The organism is Streptomyces roseus (genome assembly GCF_001044425.1).
Lineage (GTDB): Bacteria > Actinomycetota > Actinomycetes > Streptomycetales > Streptomycetaceae > Streptomyces > Streptomyces roseus.
Genome location: NZ_LFML01000157.1, coordinates 1 through 20719 on the forward strand (window position 1 = coordinate 1; position 20719 = coordinate 20719).

Below are 20719 nucleotides of genomic sequence, written 5' to 3' on the forward strand. Positions count from 1 at the left end.
CGCGAGGGTCTCCAGGTTTGTCGTCACACACAAACCAACGAGACCCTCGCTTCATGCGCCCAAGGACTTCGGACTTACTCGTCTAGTCCCGCACCACGCGAGCAAGGACCGCCCCCCGACCACGGCCGACCGCCCACGGCGGAGGCGATGACGGTCCCGTGCGGCACTCTCACAGACCCTTTGTGGTGGCCGTGCAGGCCGTGATCGCCACTGCCTCCGCCCGCCTGGTCGGCTGCATCAACTCCGCGGCCGTCAGGCTGGAGTGGCCGGACTCCTGCTCCTCGGGGGCCTGTTCTTCCCCGGCGGCCTCGCCTGGCTCCGCGACGGCCGGAACGAACCGAACAGCCCTACGCGGCTGCCATCTTCGCGGGCAGCGGTCCCGCGACAGGTACCCCTCCGTCGGTCGCGCACGCGGCGGCCGAGATGGGCATACCGAGACCTGAGGGTCGGCGACACCTGCCGCGGCCGTCCCGCACAGCGGGCCCCGAACCGTTCCTCACGGCGCCGGAGCCCTCAGCCACGGACGCCTGCCGGAGCCAGGCATCGGCGTCCCGGCACGCCACACTCCTCATGGCCATCGGGTGCTCCTGACGGGCCGCCGCAGGCACTGGCACGTATTCTGGGAGTGGGTCCCCATGGCGCGGGGCCACCGCAGGCCGGCATGACGGCCCGCCGGACAGTCCGCCTTCGCGGCCGCCGGCGTTGAGCGCCGATCCTGGACAGACCTACCGACCGGCTGCGCCCCACTCGCCGCAACACCAGATGCCTCCAGTCACCCCGCCATGGCGACCCCAATCCCCGATCCCTGATTTCGTACGCCGGCAGCATCGCTGCCATGGAGGGAAGCACATGAATCGGCAACGTCGTTGTGCACTGCTCGTCCCACTCCTGGCTTCGGCGGTAGCCCTGCCTCCAACCCTGGCCGCCCAGGCGACCCCCTCGGCCGTGCAGACCCCTACCGCCCCGGCATGCCAACTCAGTCCCGTCGGCGGTACCTCGTCCAATGTCAACATGGCGCTCACCGGCTTCCGACCGAACCAAAAGATCACGATCATCCGAATCGGCGGCAGGTCGACAAACACGACCGTCGATGGGCAGGGCAAATTCAGCGCGAGGAACCTGCGCGATGGGACCTACAACATCAAACTACTCAGCGGTGGTCACGGCAGCATCTCCTGCAAGGACGCACCCGCCCCGGTGAGCGTCAACATCACCGATGCCGATGTGGCCGCGACCAAACCCGACACCCCCACGGTCCCGTGCAACCAGCCGACTCCCGTGACGTTCGTGGGCACGCTCACGGGCACGGGAACCGGTGACATAAAGATCGCGTGGGTGAGCCCGGACACCGGTAAGCGGTCCGAGCGCACGATGAAGTTCACCGAGCCGAGCACCAAGACGGCGGAATTCGTCGTCACCGCCCCCGCCCGCTCGAACCCGACAGAACCGCGGCCGACGGTGAAGGTCCAACTCCTGGTGCCCCGACAGGGAGCGGAGACTGGCGTGTCGTCAGCGGTCTTGCCGGTGACGCTGGTGTGTGCATCCGGAACCTGATCCGGCCCGCCGACAGGTCCGTTGGGAGGGTGACGGCGCAGGACGTACCGGCCCGCGCCCATCCCGGCGGCGGGGCGCGGGCCGCGCCCCGCCGCCGGCACGGCGGATGAGGGCTCCACGCCCCGGGTCGGCGTGGGCGTGGGCTTCCCGCGTCCCCCGGAGCGGCGTACCCGGATCAGACGGTGAGGACCATCCGGAAGCGCGCGGCACCCGAGAGCATCTTCTGGTACGCCTCGTCGGCCTGGCTCAGCGGTACCGCCTCGACGATCGGGCGGATTCCGTGCAGCGCGCTGAAGGCCATGGTGTCCTCGACGTCCTGCGAGGTGCCCGACGGGTGGCCGCGCACGACGCGTCCGCTCATGAGCAGCTGCATCGGGCTGATGTCCAGCGGCTCGGGGGCCGCGCCGATCACCACCAGCTCCCCCCGGTGCGCCAGGCCGTCCACGGTCGCGGCGATGGCGGCGGAGTTGGCGGCGGTCGCCAGCACGACCTTGGCGCCGCCGAGGGACCGCAGTGCGTCCGCGACGCCCGTACCCGCCGTGCTGTCGACGTAGTGGTGTGCGCCGAGCTGTTCGGCGAAGTCCGCCTTGTCGGCCCCGCGGGCGATGGCCACGGTCTCGAAGCCCATCGCCACCGCATACTGCACGGCCAGATGGCCGAGGCCGCCGATGCCGAGTACGGCGACCAGGTCGCCCGGCCGCGCGGAACTGCGCCGCAGCCCGTTGTACGTGGTCACTCCCGCGCAGGCCATGGGCGCCGCATCGGCGGCGGCCAGCGCGTCGGGGATCCGGGCGAGGGCGTCGGACGGTGCGATCACCGCCTCCGCGAACCCCCCGTCGTATGCCCAGCCCGGGACCTTGAGGTTCTCGCAGACGATGAAGTCACCCTGCCTGCAGGCAGTGCAGTGGCCGCAGCTCCCGCCGAACCAGCCGACGGCGACCCTGTCACCGATCTGCCAGCCGCGGTCCTGTGCCCCTTCGCCCAACGCGTCGATCCGGCCGGCGACCTCATGGCCGGGCACCAGCGGGAACCGTACGCCCGGCACCTTGGCGCCCACGAAGACGGCATCGCTGTGGCAGATCCCGCAGGCGTCGACGGCGATGCGCACGTGGCCGGGCCCCGGCTGCGGCACCTCGCGCTCGACGATCTCGAACCGTCCGTCGGGGGAGGTGACCTGCGCGACTCGATACGTACTCATCCGACCCTCTCTCAGACACGACTCGGCGCCCCTGCGTTCCAGCAGAACAGCTCCGCCCCGATCGCGCACGCCCACGGTCGCACGTCCAGGGTCACATGTGCGCGCTCAGCTCGGCCCGGTTCGAAGGCACGGCTTGTCCGAAGGCACGGCCTAGATGCGTTGGGCGCGGTGGAGCAGGGGGCGGAGCCCGTGAGACCGCAGGGCGGCTCGGGCCGCGTTCGCGCCCGGCGCGCCGTGGACACCGCCGCCGGGGTGAGCGGCCGCGGAGGCGACGTAGAGGTTCTTCACGGGTGTTTCGGGCCTTCCGGTGCCGGGGGTGGGGCGGAAGATCGCCTGTTGGTGCAGGGCGGTGGTGCCGTTGTTGATGGCGCCGTTGTGCAGGTTCTCGTTCATGGCCTGGAGGGTGGTGGGAGCCAGGATGCGGCGCGCGGCGATCAGCGTGCGGAAGCCGGGTGCGAACCGTTCCACCTGGGCTTCGACGCGGTCGGCCATGGCCTCCTGCTCGCGGGCGTCCCAGCGGCCGGTGATGCGGTCGGGGCCGGCGTCCGAGGTGATGTGCTGCGGGAGGTGGGTGTAGGCCCACGCCGATTCCGTGCCGGCGGGGGAGCGGCTGGCATCTGCCGTGGTCATCTGGCCGAACAGGGTGAAGGGCCGGTCGGGAACCTGCCCCATGGCGAGCTGGGAGGCGAAGCGGGTCAGGCCGTCGACGCCGTCCGCCACGTGGACGGTCCCCGCTCTCGCAGCCTCCGGCGCCGTCCACGGCACCGGACCGGTCAGAGCCCAGTCGACCTTGAAGGTCGCGAAGTCCCAGTGGAAACGTTCCAGGTCCCGCAGGAGGCGCGACGGAAGATGCTCCTCGCCCACGAGGTCCCGGTACAGGGCCGGTGCCGACGTGTCGGCCAGGACGGCCCGCCGCGCGACGACGCTCTCGCCGCCCTCGGTCCTGACCCCGACCGCCGTACCACCGCGCACCACGACGGAGGTGACGCGCTGCCCGCAGCGCAGGACGCCCCCGCGGCGTTCGAGGCGGCTCACCAGCGCCGCGGTCAGCGCCCCGGACCCGCCGACGGGCACCGGAAAGCCGTGGCTCTGCCCGAGCATCGACATCAGCCAGCCGAAGCCGCCGCTGCCGGCGGCCTCGGGGGCCAGGTCGGCGTGCAGGGCGTTGCCGGCCAGCAGGAGCCGGCCGCCCTCTCCGGCGAACTCCTCCTCACCGAGCCGGCGGACCGGCAGGGCCAGCTTGCGGGCCAGACGCAGCCCGCCGGCAGCCCGCAGTTTGGCCGCGAGCCGCAGCCCCGGCCGTACCGGCGGGAACGGGGTGAACAGGGCCTGGATCAGGTCGGGACCGATACGGCTCCACACCCGGTACATGTCCCGCCAGGCGTCCCCGTCGCCGGCCGCGAACCCGGCCAGGCCGGCCGAGGTCCCCTCCACGCGCCGCTCCAGCACCGCGCACCTCCCGTCCCTCAGCGGGTGGGCCAGTACGGACGGGGCGTGACTCCAGCGCAAACCCTCCGCGGCGAGGTCGAGACGGGCGAGGACGGGGGAGGCCGCGGCCAAGGGGTAGAAGGAGCTGAAGAGGTCCGAAACGTAATCGGGGTGGACACCGCGGTCACTGCGCACCGCGCCGCCGGGCTCCGGCTGCGCCTCCAGCACCTGCACGCTCCACCCGGCGTCCGCCAGGACGTTCGCGGCGACCAGCCCGTTGGGGCCCGCGCCGATCACCACCGCGTCAGGCACTGCGGGCTCCCGCGCGCCCCTGCTCCACGACCTTGGCCAGACGGCCGAGCATTCCCCGGTGCCGGAGCTGGAGGAACGCTTCGACGGCCGGATTGTGGAGGGTGCCGCCGAGGCCGCGCAGCGGGTGTTCGTCGCACACGACCAGGGTCTCCTCGCCCCACTGCCGGAGCTGGAGGAAGATCCGCGCGGTACCCAGGGACTTGAACGACGCCTCCAGCTCCAGCTCCCTGCCGGGTTCCCGGTGCCGGACGGTCGTCACCCCTTCGGCCGACCAGGGGCCGAGCCGCACCGTGTAGCGCAGCCGGGAACCGACCTCCGGCCACGTCTGATCGAGCGGCGTCGACTCGGACGGCCCCACCACCCACTCCCCGTACAGGCTCGGCTCGGCGAGCACGGCCCACACCGCCTGCGGGGAACGGTGGATCAGCTGGTGTCGGACGGCCATGGAGAGGTCCTTCTGCTGGAACGGACGATGGGCCTGCCGGGAGGGCGCCAGTGGCACGCGCGTACGTGGGGGTCAGCCGGCGCGTGTACGTGAGGGGTCTGCCCGCGCGTGTACGCGAGGGCTCGGCCATTCGGCCCAGGCCGGCGCCCGTGCCCGGGTACCGGTGACCGTACGGCCCTCCCCGGAGTGGGAATCGGGCCGGGAAGGGCGTGGCGCGCGAGCGGGGGAGCCTGGGCCGGCGGCGGGGACTACTGGTCGGCGCTGGGGACGGCGAGGGGATCCTTCGGAGCCGTCTTCTTCGCCGCTTCCATCTCCTCGCCGAGCTCGGTGAGGCGGTTGCGGCCCATGGCCTTGCGCACGTCGGGGAACCACTCCTTCTCTTCCTCTTCGACGTGGTGGCGCACGTTCTCCATGAGGACGGTCATCTTGGCGTCGAACCGCTCGTCGCCCGGGTCGAGGTCCTTGAGTTCGGAGAGCATCCACAGCACGACGTGGTGCTCCTCGACGCTCTCCAGGACGTGGTCCTTGGTGTCCGGTGCGGCCTCGCGAGCAGCGGGATAGAAGATCTTCTCCTCGATCCAGGTGTGCGTGGTGAGTTCCTCGATCACCGCGTCGGCGATCTCACGCTTTTCCGCATGGGCGTCCTCATCGGCCTTCTCGAAGCGCTTGAAGAGCTTCTCGACCGTCTTGTGGTCTTCCTTCAGCAGCACGATCCCGTCCACAGGACTCCCTCATTCGTTCACGTCGGTCATCGGCGCGGCCGGTACCGCCCCGCGGCCGTGTACCCGCCCGCGTCGATGTCAGACGGCCGCGAGCGGTGGGATACCCCGGAAGAGCGACAGAGATGAGCCGATCGGCCACCGCCCACCGCCGATCGGCCACCGCCCACCGCCCACCGCCGGTCCGAGGGCATTGCGCGGTGGACCGCTCGGGAGTCAGCGGCCGAGGGCGCTTTTGAGCTGCTGCTCGGTCGTACCGGAGCGGCCCTCGATGTGGTCGGTGACGACAAGGTCATGGTGCTGGTGTCCTGGCCGGCCCGCATCCCGCACGGCGGCGGAGTCAGTGCCGACGGCGAGCCCCCGCATCCAGCCGCGCGGGAGCCCGGTCCCGGCCCTCCCGCAGGTGGACGTCCGCGCCGGTGACGGCGAACGCGACGTCCATACTGCGGCACATCCGCTGCGCCCGAGCCATGGCGCTGAGCGTGGCGGGACTCGGCCCGCCGGTGGGCAGTTCGAGGACGACCCGGTCCGGGCGGTGGGCTGCGACGAGCGCTTCGATCTGCAAGGCGGCCGCCGCCCGGTTGGTGATGTCCAGGTCATGGTGGATCTTCACCCTGAGCGTTCCGCGGCCGAGAGTATGGGTGATCAACATCCGCAATCCTCCAAAAGCCCGTCGGGGCGCCACGCGGCATCCCACGACGCCCCCTCCAGAATGCGGCCGCCTGCGGGTCGCGGCAGCCTGACCGATGCGCTGCTTCATCGGGTCGCGCGGCCACCAGGGGTAGGCCGGATGGCGGAGCTGCCTGGGTGGCCGCGGCAAGGAGGAGAGCGAGATGGCGGCATCCCGGGGGAAAGGGATGCCGCCGCCGCTCACCGCCTGGGTGGGCGTCCGCCCCTGAACGCGTCACCGTCGTTGACACGTGTGTCCCGGTCTGCCCCGAACAAACCCGGGCCGCGTGCGGTCTTCGCGCCGCCTTGGGCGGCGGGGTGGGGCGGGACAGCCGGTTTTGCGTGGTGTCGCTTCGTGCGCGAAGGCCGTACGGTCGGGGGCGTCAGGCATATGCCTGACAGAGGCCGAGGGGCGGGAGGCGGTCGATGGAGTCGCCGAAGGTGACGGTGAGGTCCGGTGCGGACGGCGAGGCGGTGGTCGTGTGTACGGGCGAGTTCGACCTGGACACGGCCGGGCGCCTGGAGCAGGCCTGCCGGACTGAAGCAGCGGAGGCGAAGCTCGTGGTCCTGGACGTTGCGGGCGTCGCGTTCGCGGACTCGGCGTTCCTGAACGTGCTGCTCCGTCTGCACAACTCCCGTCCGATGGCGCTGGCGGGGCCGTTGCCGTCCCAGCTTCGGCGGTTGCTGGAGATGACGGGCGCCTTGGCCTTGTTCGAGGTCCGCGACGACACCGCCGCCGACTGAGCTCGCGTGAGGGGGCTGGAGGCTCTCTGCGCCCTGGAGCAACGTGTGCCGTCCCGCCTCCTGTCACCACTCGGATGGTCTCAGAGGCTCCTGCCCATCAAGGTGCACATCGTTTCGTAGCGGCGCAAGGATCCATCGGGGGCCTGCTCGTCCCAGGAGTCCGGCCGGCGGTCGAAGGCGACGTAGCCCAGCCGTTCGTACAGGCTTCGAGCCCGCGGGTTGCATTCCTCCACGGCGAGCTCGGCTCGCTTCAGACCGCGGTTCCTGATGCGATGCTCGGCGGCTTTCACGAGGAACGTGCCGATCCCGCACGACTGCAAGGCCGGGTGGACTGACAGCTGCCACAGAGTGCCCGTGCCCTCCTTGACCCTGTAATCCACCGCGCCCTTCGCCACGGGAACGTCCGATGGCGGGCAGACCGCGAGATAGTCGACCTCTCCGAGACGAGCACGCTCCAACTGCCGTGCCACGTTGGCCACGTGGAGTGGGGAGCCGGACCACGCGATCGACGCGAGGTCAGCGACCACCAGATCACGAGCCGACAGTTCCACTACGACGCTGCTCATGTTCACCGCCTCCGAACAGCCAGCATCCACGCCGCCCTCACGGCGCGCAACGCCGTTTCCGCTCCACGGGCAGCGGCGCGGCAGCGCGCCGGCGGGACCGCGCCACAGGGCCAGGGCCCCGGGCGGCAGCCCTGGACCAGCTGCACCACTACCGAGGCATCACGGGCGCCGGCCGACTGCTCATCGACGCGCTCGGCGGCGCGGTCAACGACCGCCCCCCCGCACGCCACCGCCTTCCCCCACCGGTCGGACGTCGGCGTCGTCCAGTACCACTCCTACTGGCACCAGCTCACCGACCCCACCCACATCGAACGCCGCCTCGCATGGCTACGCCGGGTCCACGCCACCATGCAGCCGCACCTCGGCACCGGCGGCTACACCAACGGCATGGACCCCGAACTCACCGACTGGCCCGCGGCCTACCACGGCGAGAACAACCCGCGGATGCAGCACGTCAAAGCCACCTACGACCCCGAGCAGCTGTTCACCTTCCCCCAGGCAGTCACCCCGGCGACCCCGCCCGCGCCGTAGCCCCGCCACACATCGCGCAGGTACGGCTCGCCCCGCTGGAGCAGCACACCGGCCAGGGCGAGAACCGGCCCCGGTACGCGCATTCGGCCGGGAGGGACCTGGACGGCTGTGGCCTGTTGTCCGTGGACGGCCGCCCCCGGACGACGACGCCCTTCGCCCGCTCCCGGCGGTGCCGCAGCCCGCCGACGTGACACCCGTCAGGTACTGGGCAGGCGTCGCTCACGCCAGGCGTGGACCAGCCGGTCGAGCATCGACGGGCGCAGAAGCCGCCGTGCTTCGCCCGCATCGGCACCCGGCGCCATAGGTGGTGGCTTCGCTTCGTCGCGTCGGGAGACGAGCGCGGCGACTTGCATGCGGTAGGCGGCGTAGTTGCCGTGGAACTGGCGTGCGGTGATGACACGCAGGCCTGCCCGGGCGTGGAGACGGGCGAGCGCGAACGGCGTGAAGAAGTTGATGTGGGTGACGGGATCGGGCCCGATGGGGAGGCCCTTCCAGATCTCGGCCGGGACCTCGCTGTAGAGGGCGCCGTCTGCCGACAGCAGAGGACGCAGCTACTGGAGGGCGGCGAGCGGGTCGGCGAGGTGCTCCGTACGTGGCCGCACACGACGCGTCGAACGGCTCGACGTCGGGCAGGTCACGCAGGGTGTCGGCGAGCTTGCGCACGCCGGGCAGCGGACGGTCGTTGTAGTCCACGCGCGCGCAGTCGGCGCCCCGCTCCGGGAACGGCGCCAGGAGTTCGCCGTTGCCACCGCCCAAGTCGAGGACCCGGCGAGGCTCGCGCCCGAGCACCGACACGACGGCCCGGTGGGCACGTCTGCGCGGCCGTGGGTCTCTCAGCCGTCGTCCGCGCAGACCGGGCGGGCGGAGGTCTCGGTCACCGGCCCGCCCTCACCTCCTTGGTCGCCAGAATGCAGGACAGTGAGGGCATACTCGCGCCGTACCGCAGAGCCGCCAGCGTGCGCAAAGATCGTAGGCGCCTGGCCGCGCTCTCCGATGGCCGTTCGCATCAGTCCCGCAGCCGCAGCCGCGACGTATGGCCGTTGTGCGCCCCCTCGGAAGGACGCCGCACGAAGCAGGTGCGCCCGGCGTCGACGTTTGAGGCCTGACGGGTGTGATGGTGATCCAGCACACACGGTTCGCAGCGATGACTTCGCCAGCGTCGGTCGGTCGGAGAGAGCGACAACATCCCTTCGAGGAAGGCCGGTTCATGACCTCCACGCTCCCTGCTTCCGATGTGGCTCCCGCAGCTTCTCCTTCTCGCCGCGAGGGGCGCGAGCGGTGGTTGCCGGCCGGGGGTATCGCGGCCGGCCCGGTGTTCCTCACGGTCGGTGTGGTGCTTGGCATCAGTCGCGCGGGCTTCGATTTCTCCAGGAACGCGCTCAGCCAGTTGGCGCTCGGGGAGGCGGGCTGGGTCCAGACGGTGAACTTCGTGCTTGCCGGAGGTCTTCTGGTCATGGGTGCGGTCGGTCTGCGCCGAATGCTGTACGGGGGGCCGGGCGGTACTTGGGGTCCGCTCTTGGTCGGTGTCTTCGGTCTCTCGTTCTGGGCTGCGGCTGCTTTCCCGGCCGATCCCGGAGCGGGCTTTCCGGCCGGGGCTCCCGAGGCGAGCGTGACGAGCGGTCACGGTGCCGTCCACATGGCAGCCGGAATGGTCGGCTATCTGGCTCTGTGCGCCGCGTTCGTCGTGCTGGCAGCCCCTCTTGCCCACCGGGGGCGCCGTGGGTGGGCGGTGGCTTCACGTCTCGCCCCGGTGGCGGTCCTCGCGGGCTTCGCCGCTTCGGCTGCGTCCGTCCTCGCTTTCACCGTCGGTGCGGGACTGGGCCTGCTCTGGCTGACCGCCTTGAGTACCCGTCTGCTTTCCGCTGTGACGGATCAGGGGACCCCCGCGCCGATCACTCAGGAATGAGCGCCGAGGTGGGCGTCCTCGCCCAGGCGTTCCGGCAGGCCGAAGAGCGGGAAGAAGCGCCGGGTGTCGCGAAACGCCGTGATGCCGCTGATCCGGTCGCCGGTGAACTCCACGACGTGCAGTGCCCAGGGCAGGTAGCCAGATCCGTCGGGGGCGGGCCGGTACTGGCCGAAGGCGGGGGAGGCGTTCGCGGCGGTGGGGATCAGTAGTGAGCCGCGGCAGCCGATGGCCGGTCCGGTGAGCCAGGCTTGAATGTCGGAGACGCCGCGCATCCACTTCGCGTACGGAGGCAGGCACAGCGTGGCGTCGACATGGAGGAGCATGCTCAGCTCCTCCATGTCGTAGCGGGAGAAGGCCGTGGCGTACCGCTCGGCCAGCACCCGGCGGACGCCGTCAGCAGCGGCCCGGACCGGCGGCCCGTCCGCCGGCGCCCTACGGTCGGCGAGCGTGGCGCGGGCCCGCTGAAGGGCGCTGTTGGCCGAGGCGACGGAGGAGCCGTGCAGGTCGGCGACCTCGCGTGCCGTAAAGCCCAGCACGTCCCGCAAGATCAGCGTCGCCCGCTGTCTGGGCGGCAGGTGCTGCAACGCCGCGATGAACGCCAGCCGGACCGACTCGCCCACCTCCGCGGCGCCCGCCGGATCACTGGCAGGACATGGCTCCACCCACGAGACACCCTCCTGCACAGGCGCCGGCAAGGTGGCGCCCTCGCTCGGACCGGACAAGTCCATGGGCAGGGCGCGCCGCTTGCCCGAGGCGAGGGCGTCCAGACACACGTTGGTGGCGATGCGGTACACCCAGGACCGCAGCGCGGAGCGGCCCTCGAACCCGTCGATGCTCCGCCACGCCCGGATCAGGGTCTCCTGTACGGCGTCCTCGGCTTCCGAGTACGACCCCAACATCCGGTAGCAGTAACCGGTCAGCTGCCCCCGGTAAGCCTCAAGGTCTTCCGCCACCGCGCCGGGCGACCCGGTCTCCCCCATGCCGCAATCCTCCCAAGACACAGCCCCACGCAGCGGAACTGGACCTCCACTGTAGGGCGCGGGCCACGGCCGAAGGACGGGGCCCCTTCGCGTACTTGTGAGGGACGAGGGCGGCGGCGCCCGCGTGCACGGGAACACGACACCTCACGCGGTCTGCCCACCCTGCAGGGGGTGCGGCCCAGTTCACCACGCCGGCCCGTCATCACCAGCATGCGCCCAACCGCTCCCAGCGCGAAGCCCGGCCGTGCGGGCGTGCTATTTTTGTGAGCGATCGTTCAACTACGGGGGTTTCGGTGGGGCGCAAGCAGGTCTGGGATCAGGCGGACGTACTGGCCCGCGCCATGCGACTGTTCCGTCACCGCGGCTACCTCGGGGCCTCGGTACGGGACATCGAGGAGGCGACCGGGCTGCATCCGGGCAGCCTGTACCGGGTCTTCCAGAGCAAGGAGGGCCTGTTCTGCGCCGCACTGGACGCCTACAACGACCAGGTGGTGCAGGGTCGCGTCCGGGCTCATCTCCTGGAGCGGCCGGATCCCGTGGCGGGCATCCGGTCGTTCTTCACCTCGACCTTCGAGACCGGCCTCGATCCCGATCCCGGATGTCTGCTCACCAACACCGCGGTGGAGTCCTTCGCCGTTCCGCAGGCCGCCGCAGGAGTGCACCAGGGGCTGGAGACGATCGAGTCCGGCTTCGCCGACGCGCTGACGCGCGCCTGCGCGCTGGGCCTGCTGTCGGCGGATCTGGACGTCGAGGTGTCGGCAGCCCGGCTGCTGGCGCTCTATCAGGGCCTGCTGGTGCTGGTCCGAGCCGGCACCCCCGTCACGAAACTGCACACCATCACCGATGGCGCGATGGCGTCGATCGGCTCCGACGAAGAAGGACAGCGATGAGCGACTCACAGCGGCTCTGGACGAACTACGCCGCGTGCTGGTCGGCCGACCCCGATGAGCGCCTTGCCGCGCTCGGCGCGGTCGCCGTAGAAGACGTCGCCTATCGGGACCCGGGCACGGAGGTGGGCGGACTGACCGAGCTGGCCGCCTACATGGCCGGATTCGCCGGAGCCTTCCCCGGCCACCGGTTCCGTATCGACGAGGTGGTCGAGCACCACGACCGGTCGCTCGCACGGTGGACCCAGCTCGGCGAGCAGGACGAACCCGCCCTGGCGGGCGTGAGCACCGCCCTCCACCGCGACGGCCGGCTCGCCGACATCACCGGGTTCTTCCTCCCCGCGTAAACGGATCCCCCGGCCTCGCCGAGCCAGTCGCCGACCGGCCGGCGTCGCTCGGCGAGGTCACCTCCACCGTCGCAGACGAGGTCGCATGAGACAGGAGGTGACGGGCGCAGTCTGCAGCCCTCGCAGACGGCAAATGCGCAACTCCTCATGGCCAAAGCCCCATCGACACGGCTCGCTGCGTTCTTGCGTGCCCGCGGTCGAGGAAGGCTCGGCGTGGCGATACATCCGCTGCCGCTCCGCACTGGCTGGCGGATACCCGACGGGCGGTGTGTCCCCGGTACCTCCTGAGCCGGCCGCATTCCCGGCCGATGTCAGAGCCTGGCCTTGACCGGGAGGGCACCCCGCGGCGACCGCGCGAGGGCGACCAGCCCCTGTCCCCCCTCTCAGGCCGCGCCGGCCCCCGCCGTCTCCACGTCCCCTGCGGCGGCGGCCGGCTCGGCAACGGCCGGCCGCGGCTTGCGGACGAGCGGGATCGTCGCGCACGCGGCGAGCAGGGCCGCCGCGGCGACCGCGTACCAGCCGTGCCGGAACGCGGCGACCGTGTGCCCGGGGCCCGCGGTGCCGAGGACGCCGACCAGGATCGCGACACCGAGGACCGCGCCGATCTGGCGGCCCATCGACGTGATCGCCGAGCCGGTGGCGAAGCGGGACGGCGGCAGGGCTGCCGCCGACACCCCGGTCAGGACCGGGAGCGTCATGCCGACGCCAAGGCCGGTCAGGATCATGCCGGGCAGGAGTGAGGCCGCGTACGCCGAGCCGGTGTCGAGCGTCGCGGCCCACCACAGGATGCCGGCGGCGAACACGACGGATCCCGCCAGCGCGATGCGGCCCGCACCGAACCGGGCGACGGCGGGCCCGATCCGCAACGCGACCGGCGGCACCAGCAGGGGTCCCGGCGCGATGGCGAAGCCGGTGCGCAGAGCCGAGTAGCCCCACACGCCCTGGCACCACAGCACCGCACCGAGCAGCATTCCGGCGAACGCGATGGTGAACAGCGTCAGGGCGGCCGCGGCGGATGCGAACGCCGGGACCCGCAGCAGCGGCAGCTCGACGATCGGCACGGGGTGGCGGGCCGATCGCAGGACGAACAAGACGCCGAGCAGCACCGCGCCGGCCAGGTCGCCGAGGGTGCGGGTGCTCGTCCAGCCCCAGTCGGGAGCCTTGATCAGGCCGAGCGCGAGCGTGGCGATCGATCCGGTGAGCAGGGCGGCGCCGAACAGGTCGGGCAGCGGACTCTTCTCCGTCCCGCCGCGTCCGGGTGACGGCAGCACCCTGACACCGAGCACGAACGCCACGATCCCCACCGGCACGTTGACGATGAACACCCAGTGCCATCCGGCCTCGACCAGCAGCCCGCCGGCCACCGGCCCGAGCCCGGCGGCGATGCCGCCGATCGACGCCCAGGCGCGCACCGCCCCGGCGCGCTTCTCGGGCGCCGTCGTGTCGAGCAGCAGCGCGAGCGAGGTCGGCATCAGCAGGGCAGCGCCGGCGGCCTGTACGAGGCGTGCCGCGACCAGCGTCCCGACATCGGGAGCGAGTGCGCAGCCGACCGAGGCGAGGGTGAACACCGCCAAGCCGGTCAGGAAGACCCGCTTGTGGCCGGAACGGTCGGCGACGCGGCCCGCGACGACGAGGAGCGCGGCGAAGACGATCGCATAGCCGTTGAGGACCCAGGAGAGCGAGCCGAGACCACTGCCGCCGAACGATTGGCCGATCGCCGGGAGGGCCGCGTTGACGATGAAGAGGTCGAGGTTCGACATGAAGACGGCGGCCGCGACGGTCGCGAACACGGCTCTGGACGCCATGGGTCGGTTTGAAATTCCAACTGTCATGGACCGGAGGCTAGCCGGGCGGGTTTGAAAACACAACGGACTAGCGAGAGGATGGGGGCGTGACCTCGAACGCGAAGCAGGGCGAGAACTCGGTTCCGCACCCCGACGTGCCCGGTCGGCCGTGCTCCGCGGCCGCCGCGCTGCAACTCGTCGGGGAACGCTGGGCCCTCCTGGCGATCCGCGAGATCTTCTACGGCAACCGGCGCTTCGACCGGATCGTCCGCAACACCGGCGCGCCCCGCGACCGCCTCGCCGCCCGACTGCGCGCGCTGGAGGAGGCGGGTGTCGTCGAGCGCCGCCCCTACAGCGAGCGCCCCTTGCGGTTCGAATACCACCTCACGGGGGCCGGTCTCGACCTCGCACCCGTGATGCACGCGCTGCTGGCCTGGGGTGATCGCTGGGCGGTGGACGCTCCGCCGGTCGCTTTCCGGCATCGCGGCGCTCCCGGATCGGATCACGACGCCGAGCACGACCTCGATCCGGTGACGATGTGCCGGACCTGCGGTGAGGAGGCCCGGTCGGGAGGCCTCACGATCGACGTACGGGCGCCTGGATGGGATCGGGCCGGGCCGATCGAAGGCGTCTGAGCCGGTACCGACCGCGCCCACTGGTTCCTCGGAAGGTGAGACTCCATGGGCACGGGAACGGGCACGGGCTCGGGCACGTACGTCGAGCCGGTGAGCCGGCACCCGCCCCAGGCCGTCAGCCCGCCCGCCGCGCAGCGGCCGTCACCGGTTCGAGCCGCAGCCGCCGCGTCGGCCAGGGCGGCGGCGGTGACTGTGGCGGGCCGAACCAGACCCGGACGTCCTCCCCGGTGCGCACGGGCAGGAGGGGGTAGTCGTTCTCGGCGTGCTCGGTGCGGTGCAGCGCATGCTCCGGGCCCAGGTGGCGGGCGGCGTACGGGTCGAAGGCGGCCGCGTCGGTCGGGTGGCAGACGGTCGCGACCACCTCACGGGTACCCGGCGCCGGTGTGAAGCCCGGGCCGCTCAGCAGCAGGACGTCGTCGCTGTCGATCATCGTGGCGTTGGCGGCGGCGCGGTGCTCCCGCCACACCGAGCCGGTGTAGAAGGCCTCCAGAGAGCGCCGACGGCTCGCCATGTCGGGGAACGCGCGAAGCCAGACGAAGCGGTCGGGGTCGTCCAGATCGCGGAACCGGCCCCCGACGGCGATGCCGACCGCCTCCTGGCCGGTCACGAACTCGCGCTCGAACAGCTCGATCAGCGTCTCCCGGGCTCCCGGGCGCAGGGTGTACCGGCGGAGTTCGACGATGCTCATGCGCCGGCGCATCCGCTGCGGGTGAAGTCCATGGTCCAGTTGAGTTCCCAGGTCCGGCCGCCGTCGGAGGAGAACTCCTGCTCCCAGCGGGCGGTGTCCGGGCCGAGGCGGTGCCACGTGAAGTGCACCCCGATCGGGCGGCCGTCGTAGGTGTCCTCGCCGTGGAAGTCCCCGCGGTCGCGGGTGAAGCCGCCCACCACCGGCGGATCCAGGCGCCCCGTCCTGCTGTCGGACCAGTGGATCGACCAGCACTCCGTCTCGCGGTCGAACAGCCGCAGGGTCACGCCCTGGCGGCCGAGCGTGGGGAAGGTGATCTCGTCGATGTTGCCGGCGCCCCCGAACAGCGGCCGGACCACCGCGTGACCGGGGAACTCCGTCCAGGTGGCGGGGCCCGAGCCGAGCGGTGCGGTGAGACGGCGGTTGGCCACGCCCCAGGAGCCGTGCAGGAAGTCGAATTCGTTCATGCGTCGCAGGCTAGGGGCACTCCACTGACACCCACTGTCAGTGGATACTGAGCGGCATGCGCGCGAGCCGACTGGTCACCCTGCTCCTCCTGCTCCAGAACCGGGGCCGGATGACGGCCAAGGAGCTGGCCGGAGAACTGGAGGTCTCCGTCCGTACGGTCTACCGGGACGTCGAGGCGCTCGGCGCCGCCGGCATCCCCCTGTACGGTGCGGCCGGACACGCGGGCGGCTACCGGCTGGTCGACGGCTACCGGACCCGGCTCACCGGCCTGACCGCGGACGAGGCGCAGGCCGCGTTCCTCGCCGCGCTCCCCGGCGCCGCCGCCGAACTCGGCCTCGGCGAGGCGCTCGCCACCGCCCAGCTCAAGCTGCGGGCCGCCCTTCCGGCCGAGCTGCGAGCGCATGCCGGGCAGATCCAGGAGCGCTTCCTGCTCGACGCCCCCGGCTGGTACGGCGACGCCGACCGCACGCCTCACCTGGCCGCGGTCGCCGCCGCGGTGTGGGCACGGCGGGCGGTCGTACTGCGGTACCGGCGTTGGCGGGCTCCGGAGGAGATCGAGCGCCGGGTGGAGCCGTACGGGCTCGTGCTCAAGGCCGGCCGCTGGTACCTGGTCGCCGGCGGACCGTCCGGGATCCGCACCTACCGGATCGACCAGATCCTGGGACTGCGGCCGCTGGAGGAGCAGTTCGTCCTTCCTGACGGCTTCGACCTGGCCGGGCACTGGACCGGCCACCTGGCCGGCTTCCGGGCGCGGCTGCACACGGGAGAGGCCCTGGTGCGGCTCACCCCGGAGGGCGCCCGCCGCCTCGGCGTGACGCCCACGGATGACGGGTGGACGCAGGCCTTGGTGCCCATCGAGTCGATCGACCACGCCCACGGAGAGTTCCTGCGGATGGGCACCGACGTCGAGGTCATGGCACCGGCCGAGCTGCGCGACCGCATCGCCGAAACCGCACGGACCCTGGCGACCCGCTACGAGGGTTGACCCCGCCGCGAGAAAGAACCCGGGTGTTCGCTGCGGACGGCCGGTCCTCCTCAGCCGAGGGCCGCCAGGACGCGGTCCGGGGTCAGCGGGAGTTCGCGGATCCGGCGCCCGGTCGCGTGGTGGAAGGCGTTGCCGATGGCCGCCGCCGTGCCGACGATGCCGATCTCGCCGATGCCCTTGCCGCCCACCGGATTGAGGTGCTTGTCGTGCTCGTCCAGCCAGTGCACCTCGATGTCGGGCACGTCGGCGTGGGCGGGAACGTGGTAGGAGGCGAGGTCGTTCTCGACGAAGCCCCCGAAAACCGGGTCCACGGTGCTGTGTTCGGTCAGGGCCATGCCCAGGCCCATGACCATCCCGCCGACGAACTGGGAGCGGGCGGTGAGCGGGTTGAGGATGCGGCCCGCGGCGAAGACGCCCAGGAGTCTGCGGACCCGGACCTCGCCCGTGACGGTGTCGGCCTGCACCTCCGCGAAGTGCGCGCCGAACGCGTGCCTGGCGTACGGGGACTTCTGCTTCGCGGATGCCGTCGTATCGGCGGGGACGGACACCCCGGCCTCCGGGATCGGGCCTGAGCGGCGGGCGAGCAGGGCGAGCAGGCTCGTGCAGGCGTCGTGGACCGCCCAGCCCCAAGAGGCCGTCCCGGTCGATCCGCCGGCCACCGCCCCTTGCGGCAGCGCGGAGTGCCCGATCTCCACCGTCACCCGGTCCAGGGCGACCCCCAGCGCGTCGGCGGCGATCTTGGCCAGGACGGTGCGGGCACCGGTCCCGAGGTCGGTGGCGTTGGTCTGCACGAGGTACGTACCGTCGGGGAGGGCGTGCGCCCGCGCCGCGGAGGGTGCGACGTACACCGGGTACGTGGCGGACGCGACCCCGGTGCCGATGAGCAGCGGCCCGTCCCGGCGCGGCGTGCGGTGCGCGGCCCAGTCGAAGCGGGCGGCCCCCTCGCGCAGGCACTCCACGAGGTGGCGGCTGCTGAACGGGTGGCCGCTGTCGGGTTCCGCGTCGGGCTCGTTGCGGACGCGCAGCTCGACCGGGTCGATGCCGAGGGCGCAGGCCAGCTCGTCCATGGCCGACTCCAGGGCGTACATGCCGGGGCACTCGCCGGGCGCCCGCATCCAGGAGGGAGTGGGCACGTCGAGGGGCACGACGCGGTGCGTGGTGAGAAGGTCGGGCGCGGCGTACATGACGCGGGCCGGGACGGCGGCCTGTTCGACGAACTCCCGCACGCGCGAGGTGTGGGTGGTGACCTCGTGGGCGAGCGCGGTGAGCGTGCCGTCCGTACGGGCGCCGAGGCGCACGCGGTGCAGGGTCGGCGCGCGGTGACCGACGACGGCCGCGAGGTGGCGCCGGGGCAGCGCGAGGGTGACGGGGCGGCCGGTGTGCCGTGCGGCCATCACGGCGAGGACGACGTGCGGGCGCGGGGTGCCCTTGCAGCCGAAGGCGCCACCGACGTGCTCGGAGACCACCGTGACGCGGTCCGCGGGCAGGTCGAAGAGGTCCGCCAGCGTGGAGCGCACCAATCCGGACCCCTGGCTGGAGTCGTACACGGTGAGGGTGCCGGAGTCGGCGTCCCAGTGGGCGGTGGCGGCGTGCGGCTCCATGGGGTGGTTGTGCAGTGGCGGTACGGCGTACGCGCAGTCCACGCGTACCGGGGCGGCGGCGAACGCGGCGGCCGCGTCGCCCTTCTCACGGTGCGCCGGATAGCCGCCGTTGGCCTGTTCGGGGGTGTAGGCGGCCGGGTGGTCGGTGTGCAGCACGCCGTCGTGGGGCTCGTCGGCGTAGCGGACGCGGACGGCCGCGGCGGCGGCCCGGGCGGCCTCCGGGGTCTCGGCGACGGCCAGGGCCACGTACCAGCCGCGGTGGGGCACTTCGGGGTCCTGGAGCACGCGGAGGGTGGGGTCGTCGCATGCGCCCAGCCTGGGCGCGTCGGAGGGAGTGAGGACGGCGAGGACGCCGGGCAGCGCGAGCGCGCCGGCGGTGTCGACGGCGGTGACGCGTCCGCGGGGCACGGTGGCGGGCACCGGCCACGCGTACGCCCGGTCCGGCAGGGCGTACTCGGCCGCGTAGCGGGCTCTCCCCGTGACCTTCTCCCGGCCCTCCAGGCGGGTGGTGGGGCTGCCGAGGGAGGGCGCGGGGGCGGCGGGGGTGGAGTCCATGGCGGTCCTCGCGATCGGGGGAGGGCGGAGGGGCTGAGGGGCTGAGGGGTGTTTCAGGAGCGGGGACTGCCGGAGAGGGAGTTGAGCACGTCGCAGGCGAGGTTGCGGGCGAGGGGAACCTTGAAGGCGTTGTCGCGCAGCGGCTCCGCCGAGTCGAGCTCGGCCTCGACCGCTTCCCGTACGGCGCCCTCGGTGGGGGCGGCGCCCAGCAGCCGTTCCTCGGCGGCCGTGGCGCGCCAGGGACGGTGGGCGAGCCCGCCGAACGCGAGCGCGACATGGCGCACGCGCCCCCCGGAGACGTCGAGCACGGCGGCGACGGAGGCCAGCGCGAAGGAGTACGAGGCGCGGTCGCGGGCCTTGCGGTAGCGCGACGGGAAGCCTGCGCGCTCCGGCGGGAGCGTGACCGCCGTGATGATTTCGCCGGGCTCGATGACGGTGTCCCGTTCGGGGTGGTCGCCCGGCAGCCGGTGGAAGGCGGTCGCGGGCACCGTACGGGCGCCGTCGGGACCCTGGAGTTCGACGCCCGCGTCGAGCGCGACGAGGGCCACGGCCATGTCGGACGGGTGCGTGGCGATGCACTGCGGGGAGTGGCCGAGAACGGCGTGGTCCCGGTGGACTCCGTCGCGGGCGCCGCAGCCGGTGCCGGGCTCCCGCTTGTTGCAGGGCTTGGCCACATCCTGGAAGTAGGGGCAGCGGGTGCGCTGGAGCAGGTTGCCGCCGGTGGTGGCGACGTTGCGCAACTGGGTCGAGGCACCGGCCAGGAGCGCCTGGGACAGGGCGGGGTAGCGGGTGCGGACGAGGGGATGGAGCGCGAGATCGGTGTTCCGCACCCCGGCCCCGATCCGCAGACCGCCGTCCGCGGTCTCCTCGACGGAGTCGAGGGGCAGGCCGGTGAGGTCGACGAGGGTGTCGGGGGCCTCGACGCCGAGCTTCATGAGGTCCACGAGGTTGGTGCCGCCGCCGAGGTAGCGGGAGCCGGGCCGCGCGCCGTGGGCGGCGATCGCCTCGGGGAGCCCGGTGGCGCGTACGTACGCGAACGGCTTCACGCGCCCACCCGCCCGTCACCGGGAGCCTGCGCCCGGGCTCGGACCGGCGCATCGGCCCGCGACATCGCGGCCACGTCCTGTACGGCGTCCACGATGCGGGGGTACGCGCCGCAGCGGCACAGGTTGCCGCTCATGGCCTCGGCGATCCCCGAGCGGCTGAGGTCCGCGGCCCCCGGGTCGGCGGCCGCCTCGGCCAGCAGACCGGCGGCGGAGCAGAGCTGGCCGGGCGTGCAGTAGCCGCACTGGAAGGCGTCCCGTTCCATGAAGGCCTCCTGCAGCGGATGCAGGCCGCCCGTTCCGTCGCCGCCCAGTCCCTCCACGGTGGTGACCCGCGCCCCGTCGTGGGCGACGGCGAGCAGCAGGCAGCTGTTGGCGCGCCGGCCGTCGACCAGCACGGTGCAGGCCCCGCACTGGCCGTGGTCACAGCCCTTCTTGGCGCCGGTCAGGCCGAGGTGCTCGCGCAGCAGGTCCAGGAGGGTGACCCGATGGTCCACGTCGAGCTCGTGCCTGCCGCCGTTGACATGCAGCCCGACGCGGGAGCGGGTCTCCGGCATTGGATGCGCCACTGTGGGCCCCTTTGTCCATGAATCTCGATGTATCCCCCCTCGGAATAACCGGCCGGGGCGGATCTCACACCTCCGTGTGGGACAAGCGGGTGCGCGCCGGCGCCCCCT

The 20719-nt window shown here is 72.3% G+C and carries 21 protein-coding genes; 8 read left to right on the forward strand and 13 right to left on the reverse strand.

Annotated features, from left to right (window positions below; genetic code table 11):
* Positions 1–1011 precede the first annotated feature (1011 nt).
* Positions 1012–1554 carry a hypothetical protein gene (locus tag ACS04_RS38475; protein ID WP_158977735.1) on the forward strand — a complete coding sequence of 181 codons (543 nt, stop codon included), beginning with the start codon at positions 1012–1014 and terminating at the stop codon, positions 1552–1554.
* A 175-nt stretch (positions 1555–1729) separates the two neighbouring features.
* Here the strand turns inward: ACS04_RS38475 and ACS04_RS31965 are convergent, their stop codons facing one another.
* The 5 genes from ACS04_RS31965 to ACS04_RS31985 form a co-directional block, all read right to left on the reverse strand.
* The gene (locus ACS04_RS31965; RefSeq protein WP_048480358.1) at positions 1730–2752 is read right to left on the reverse strand and encodes an alcohol dehydrogenase; all 1023 of its coding nucleotides are present in this window, start codon (positions 2750–2752) and stop codon (positions 1730–1732) included.
* 150 nt (positions 2753–2902) lie between these two features.
* The gene (locus tag ACS04_RS31970) at positions 2903–4492 is read right to left on the reverse strand and encodes a phytoene desaturase family protein (RefSeq protein WP_048480359.1); all 1590 of its coding nucleotides are present in this window, start codon (positions 4490–4492) and stop codon (positions 2903–2905) included.
* Entirely contained in the window at positions 4485–4937 is a 453-nt protein-coding gene (locus tag ACS04_RS31975) for an SRPBCC family protein (RefSeq protein WP_048480360.1), read from the reverse strand. Before ACS04_RS31975 ends, ACS04_RS31970 begins: the two co-directional genes overlap by 8 nt.
* 248 nt (positions 4938–5185) lie before the next feature.
* The gene (locus ACS04_RS31980) at positions 5186–5659 is read right to left on the reverse strand and encodes a hemerythrin domain-containing protein (protein ID WP_048480361.1); all 474 of its coding nucleotides are present in this window, start codon (positions 5657–5659) and stop codon (positions 5186–5188) included.
* 337 nt (positions 5660–5996) lie between these two features.
* Positions 5997–6269 (reverse strand): hypothetical protein, encoded by a 273-nt coding sequence (locus tag ACS04_RS31985; protein ID WP_209441825.1) that lies wholly within the window; start codon positions 6267–6269, stop codon positions 5997–5999.
* A gap of 482 nt (positions 6270–6751) precedes the next feature.
* Between ACS04_RS31985 and ACS04_RS31990 the strand changes: the two genes are divergently transcribed.
* A complete protein-coding gene (locus ACS04_RS31990) occupies positions 6752–7069 on the forward strand; it encodes an STAS domain-containing protein (RefSeq protein WP_048480362.1) in 318 nt (105 codons plus the stop codon).
* Positions 7070–7149: 80 nt separating this feature from the next.
* Here ACS04_RS31990 and ACS04_RS31995 read toward each other — a convergent pair whose 3' ends face one another.
* Complete coding sequence (locus ACS04_RS31995) at positions 7150–7635, reverse strand: GNAT family N-acetyltransferase (RefSeq protein WP_048480363.1); 486 nt, start codon at positions 7633–7635, stop codon at positions 7150–7152.
* Positions 7636–7983: 348 nt separating this feature from the next.
* On the opposite strand from ACS04_RS31995, the gene ACS04_RS32000 reads away from it, so the two are divergent.
* Both ACS04_RS32000 and ACS04_RS32005 read left to right on the forward strand, forming a co-directional pair.
* Positions 7984–8166 (forward strand): BBE domain-containing protein, encoded by a 183-nt coding sequence (locus tag ACS04_RS32000; protein WP_048480364.1) that lies wholly within the window; start codon positions 7984–7986, stop codon positions 8164–8166.
* Positions 8167–9373: 1207 nt separating this feature from the next.
* A complete protein-coding gene (locus ACS04_RS32005; protein ID WP_048480365.1) occupies positions 9374–10072 on the forward strand; it encodes a DUF998 domain-containing protein in 699 nt (232 codons plus the stop codon).
* Here the strand turns inward: ACS04_RS32005 and ACS04_RS32010 are convergent.
* Positions 10063–11052: a sigma-70 family RNA polymerase sigma factor gene (locus ACS04_RS32010; RefSeq protein WP_048480366.1), complete on the reverse strand. Its 990-nt coding sequence runs from the start codon at positions 11050–11052 to the stop codon at positions 10063–10065. The genes ACS04_RS32005 and ACS04_RS32010 overlap by 10 nt on opposite strands.
* A gap of 293 nt (positions 11053–11345) precedes the next feature.
* Here ACS04_RS32010 and ACS04_RS32015 point away from each other — a divergent pair, with 293 nt between their 5' ends.
* Both ACS04_RS32015 and ACS04_RS32020 read left to right on the forward strand, forming a co-directional pair.
* Positions 11346–11942: a TetR/AcrR family transcriptional regulator gene (locus tag ACS04_RS32015; RefSeq protein WP_048480367.1), complete on the forward strand. Its 597-nt coding sequence runs from the start codon at positions 11346–11348 to the stop codon at positions 11940–11942.
* Positions 11939–12286: a nuclear transport factor 2 family protein gene (locus ACS04_RS32020; RefSeq protein ID WP_048480368.1), complete on the forward strand. Its 348-nt coding sequence runs from the start codon at positions 11939–11941 to the stop codon at positions 12284–12286. Before ACS04_RS32015 ends, ACS04_RS32020 begins: the two co-directional genes overlap by 4 nt.
* 383 nt (positions 12287–12669) lie before the next feature.
* Here ACS04_RS32020 and ACS04_RS32025 read toward each other — a convergent pair whose 3' ends face one another.
* Positions 12670–14091 carry an MFS transporter gene (locus tag ACS04_RS32025; protein ID WP_048480369.1) on the reverse strand — a complete coding sequence of 474 codons (1422 nt, stop codon included), beginning with the start codon at positions 14089–14091 and terminating at the stop codon, positions 12670–12672.
* An 86-nt stretch (positions 14092–14177) separates the two neighbouring features.
* On the opposite strand from ACS04_RS32025, the gene ACS04_RS32030 reads away from it, so the two are divergent.
* Positions 14178–14705, forward strand: coding sequence for a winged helix-turn-helix transcriptional regulator (locus tag ACS04_RS32030; protein WP_078865569.1), 528 nt, complete (start codon positions 14178–14180; stop codon positions 14703–14705).
* Between the two features lie 115 nt (positions 14706–14820).
* Here the strand turns inward: ACS04_RS32030 and ACS04_RS32035 are convergent, their stop codons facing one another.
* Both ACS04_RS32035 and ACS04_RS32040 read right to left on the reverse strand, forming a co-directional pair.
* On the reverse strand, positions 14821–15393 hold the full coding sequence (locus tag ACS04_RS32035) for an NIPSNAP family protein (protein WP_048480402.1): 573 nt from the start codon (positions 15391–15393) through the stop codon (positions 14821–14823).
* Positions 15390–15857 carry a hypothetical protein gene (locus tag ACS04_RS32040; protein ID WP_048480370.1) on the reverse strand — a complete coding sequence of 156 codons (468 nt, stop codon included), beginning with the start codon at positions 15855–15857 and terminating at the stop codon, positions 15390–15392. The genes ACS04_RS32035 and ACS04_RS32040 overlap by 4 nt, the downstream gene beginning before the upstream one ends.
* A 56-nt stretch (positions 15858–15913) precedes the next feature.
* Between ACS04_RS32040 and ACS04_RS32045 the strand changes: the two genes are divergently transcribed.
* The gene (locus tag ACS04_RS32045) at positions 15914–16843 is read left to right on the forward strand and encodes a helix-turn-helix transcriptional regulator (RefSeq protein ID WP_048480371.1); all 930 of its coding nucleotides are present in this window, start codon (positions 15914–15916) and stop codon (positions 16841–16843) included.
* A 50-nt stretch (positions 16844–16893) separates the two neighbouring features.
* On the opposite strand, the gene ACS04_RS32050 is transcribed toward ACS04_RS32045, so the two are convergent.
* The 3 genes from ACS04_RS32050 to ACS04_RS32060 are packed head-to-tail and all read right to left on the reverse strand — an operon-like array spanning position 16894 to position 20599.
* Positions 16894–18999, reverse strand: coding sequence for a xanthine dehydrogenase family protein molybdopterin-binding subunit (locus tag ACS04_RS32050; RefSeq protein WP_048480372.1), 2106 nt, complete (start codon positions 18997–18999; stop codon positions 16894–16896).
* Positions 19000–19052: 53 nt separating this feature from the next.
* The gene (locus ACS04_RS32055) at positions 19053–20045 is read right to left on the reverse strand and encodes an FAD binding domain-containing protein (RefSeq protein ID WP_048480373.1); all 993 of its coding nucleotides are present in this window, start codon (positions 20043–20045) and stop codon (positions 19053–19055) included.
* Positions 20042–20599 (reverse strand): (2Fe-2S)-binding protein, encoded by a 558-nt coding sequence (locus tag ACS04_RS32060; protein WP_048480374.1) that lies wholly within the window; start codon positions 20597–20599, stop codon positions 20042–20044. Before ACS04_RS32060 ends, ACS04_RS32055 begins: the two co-directional genes overlap by 4 nt.
* Between the last annotated feature and the right edge of the window lie 120 nt (positions 20600–20719).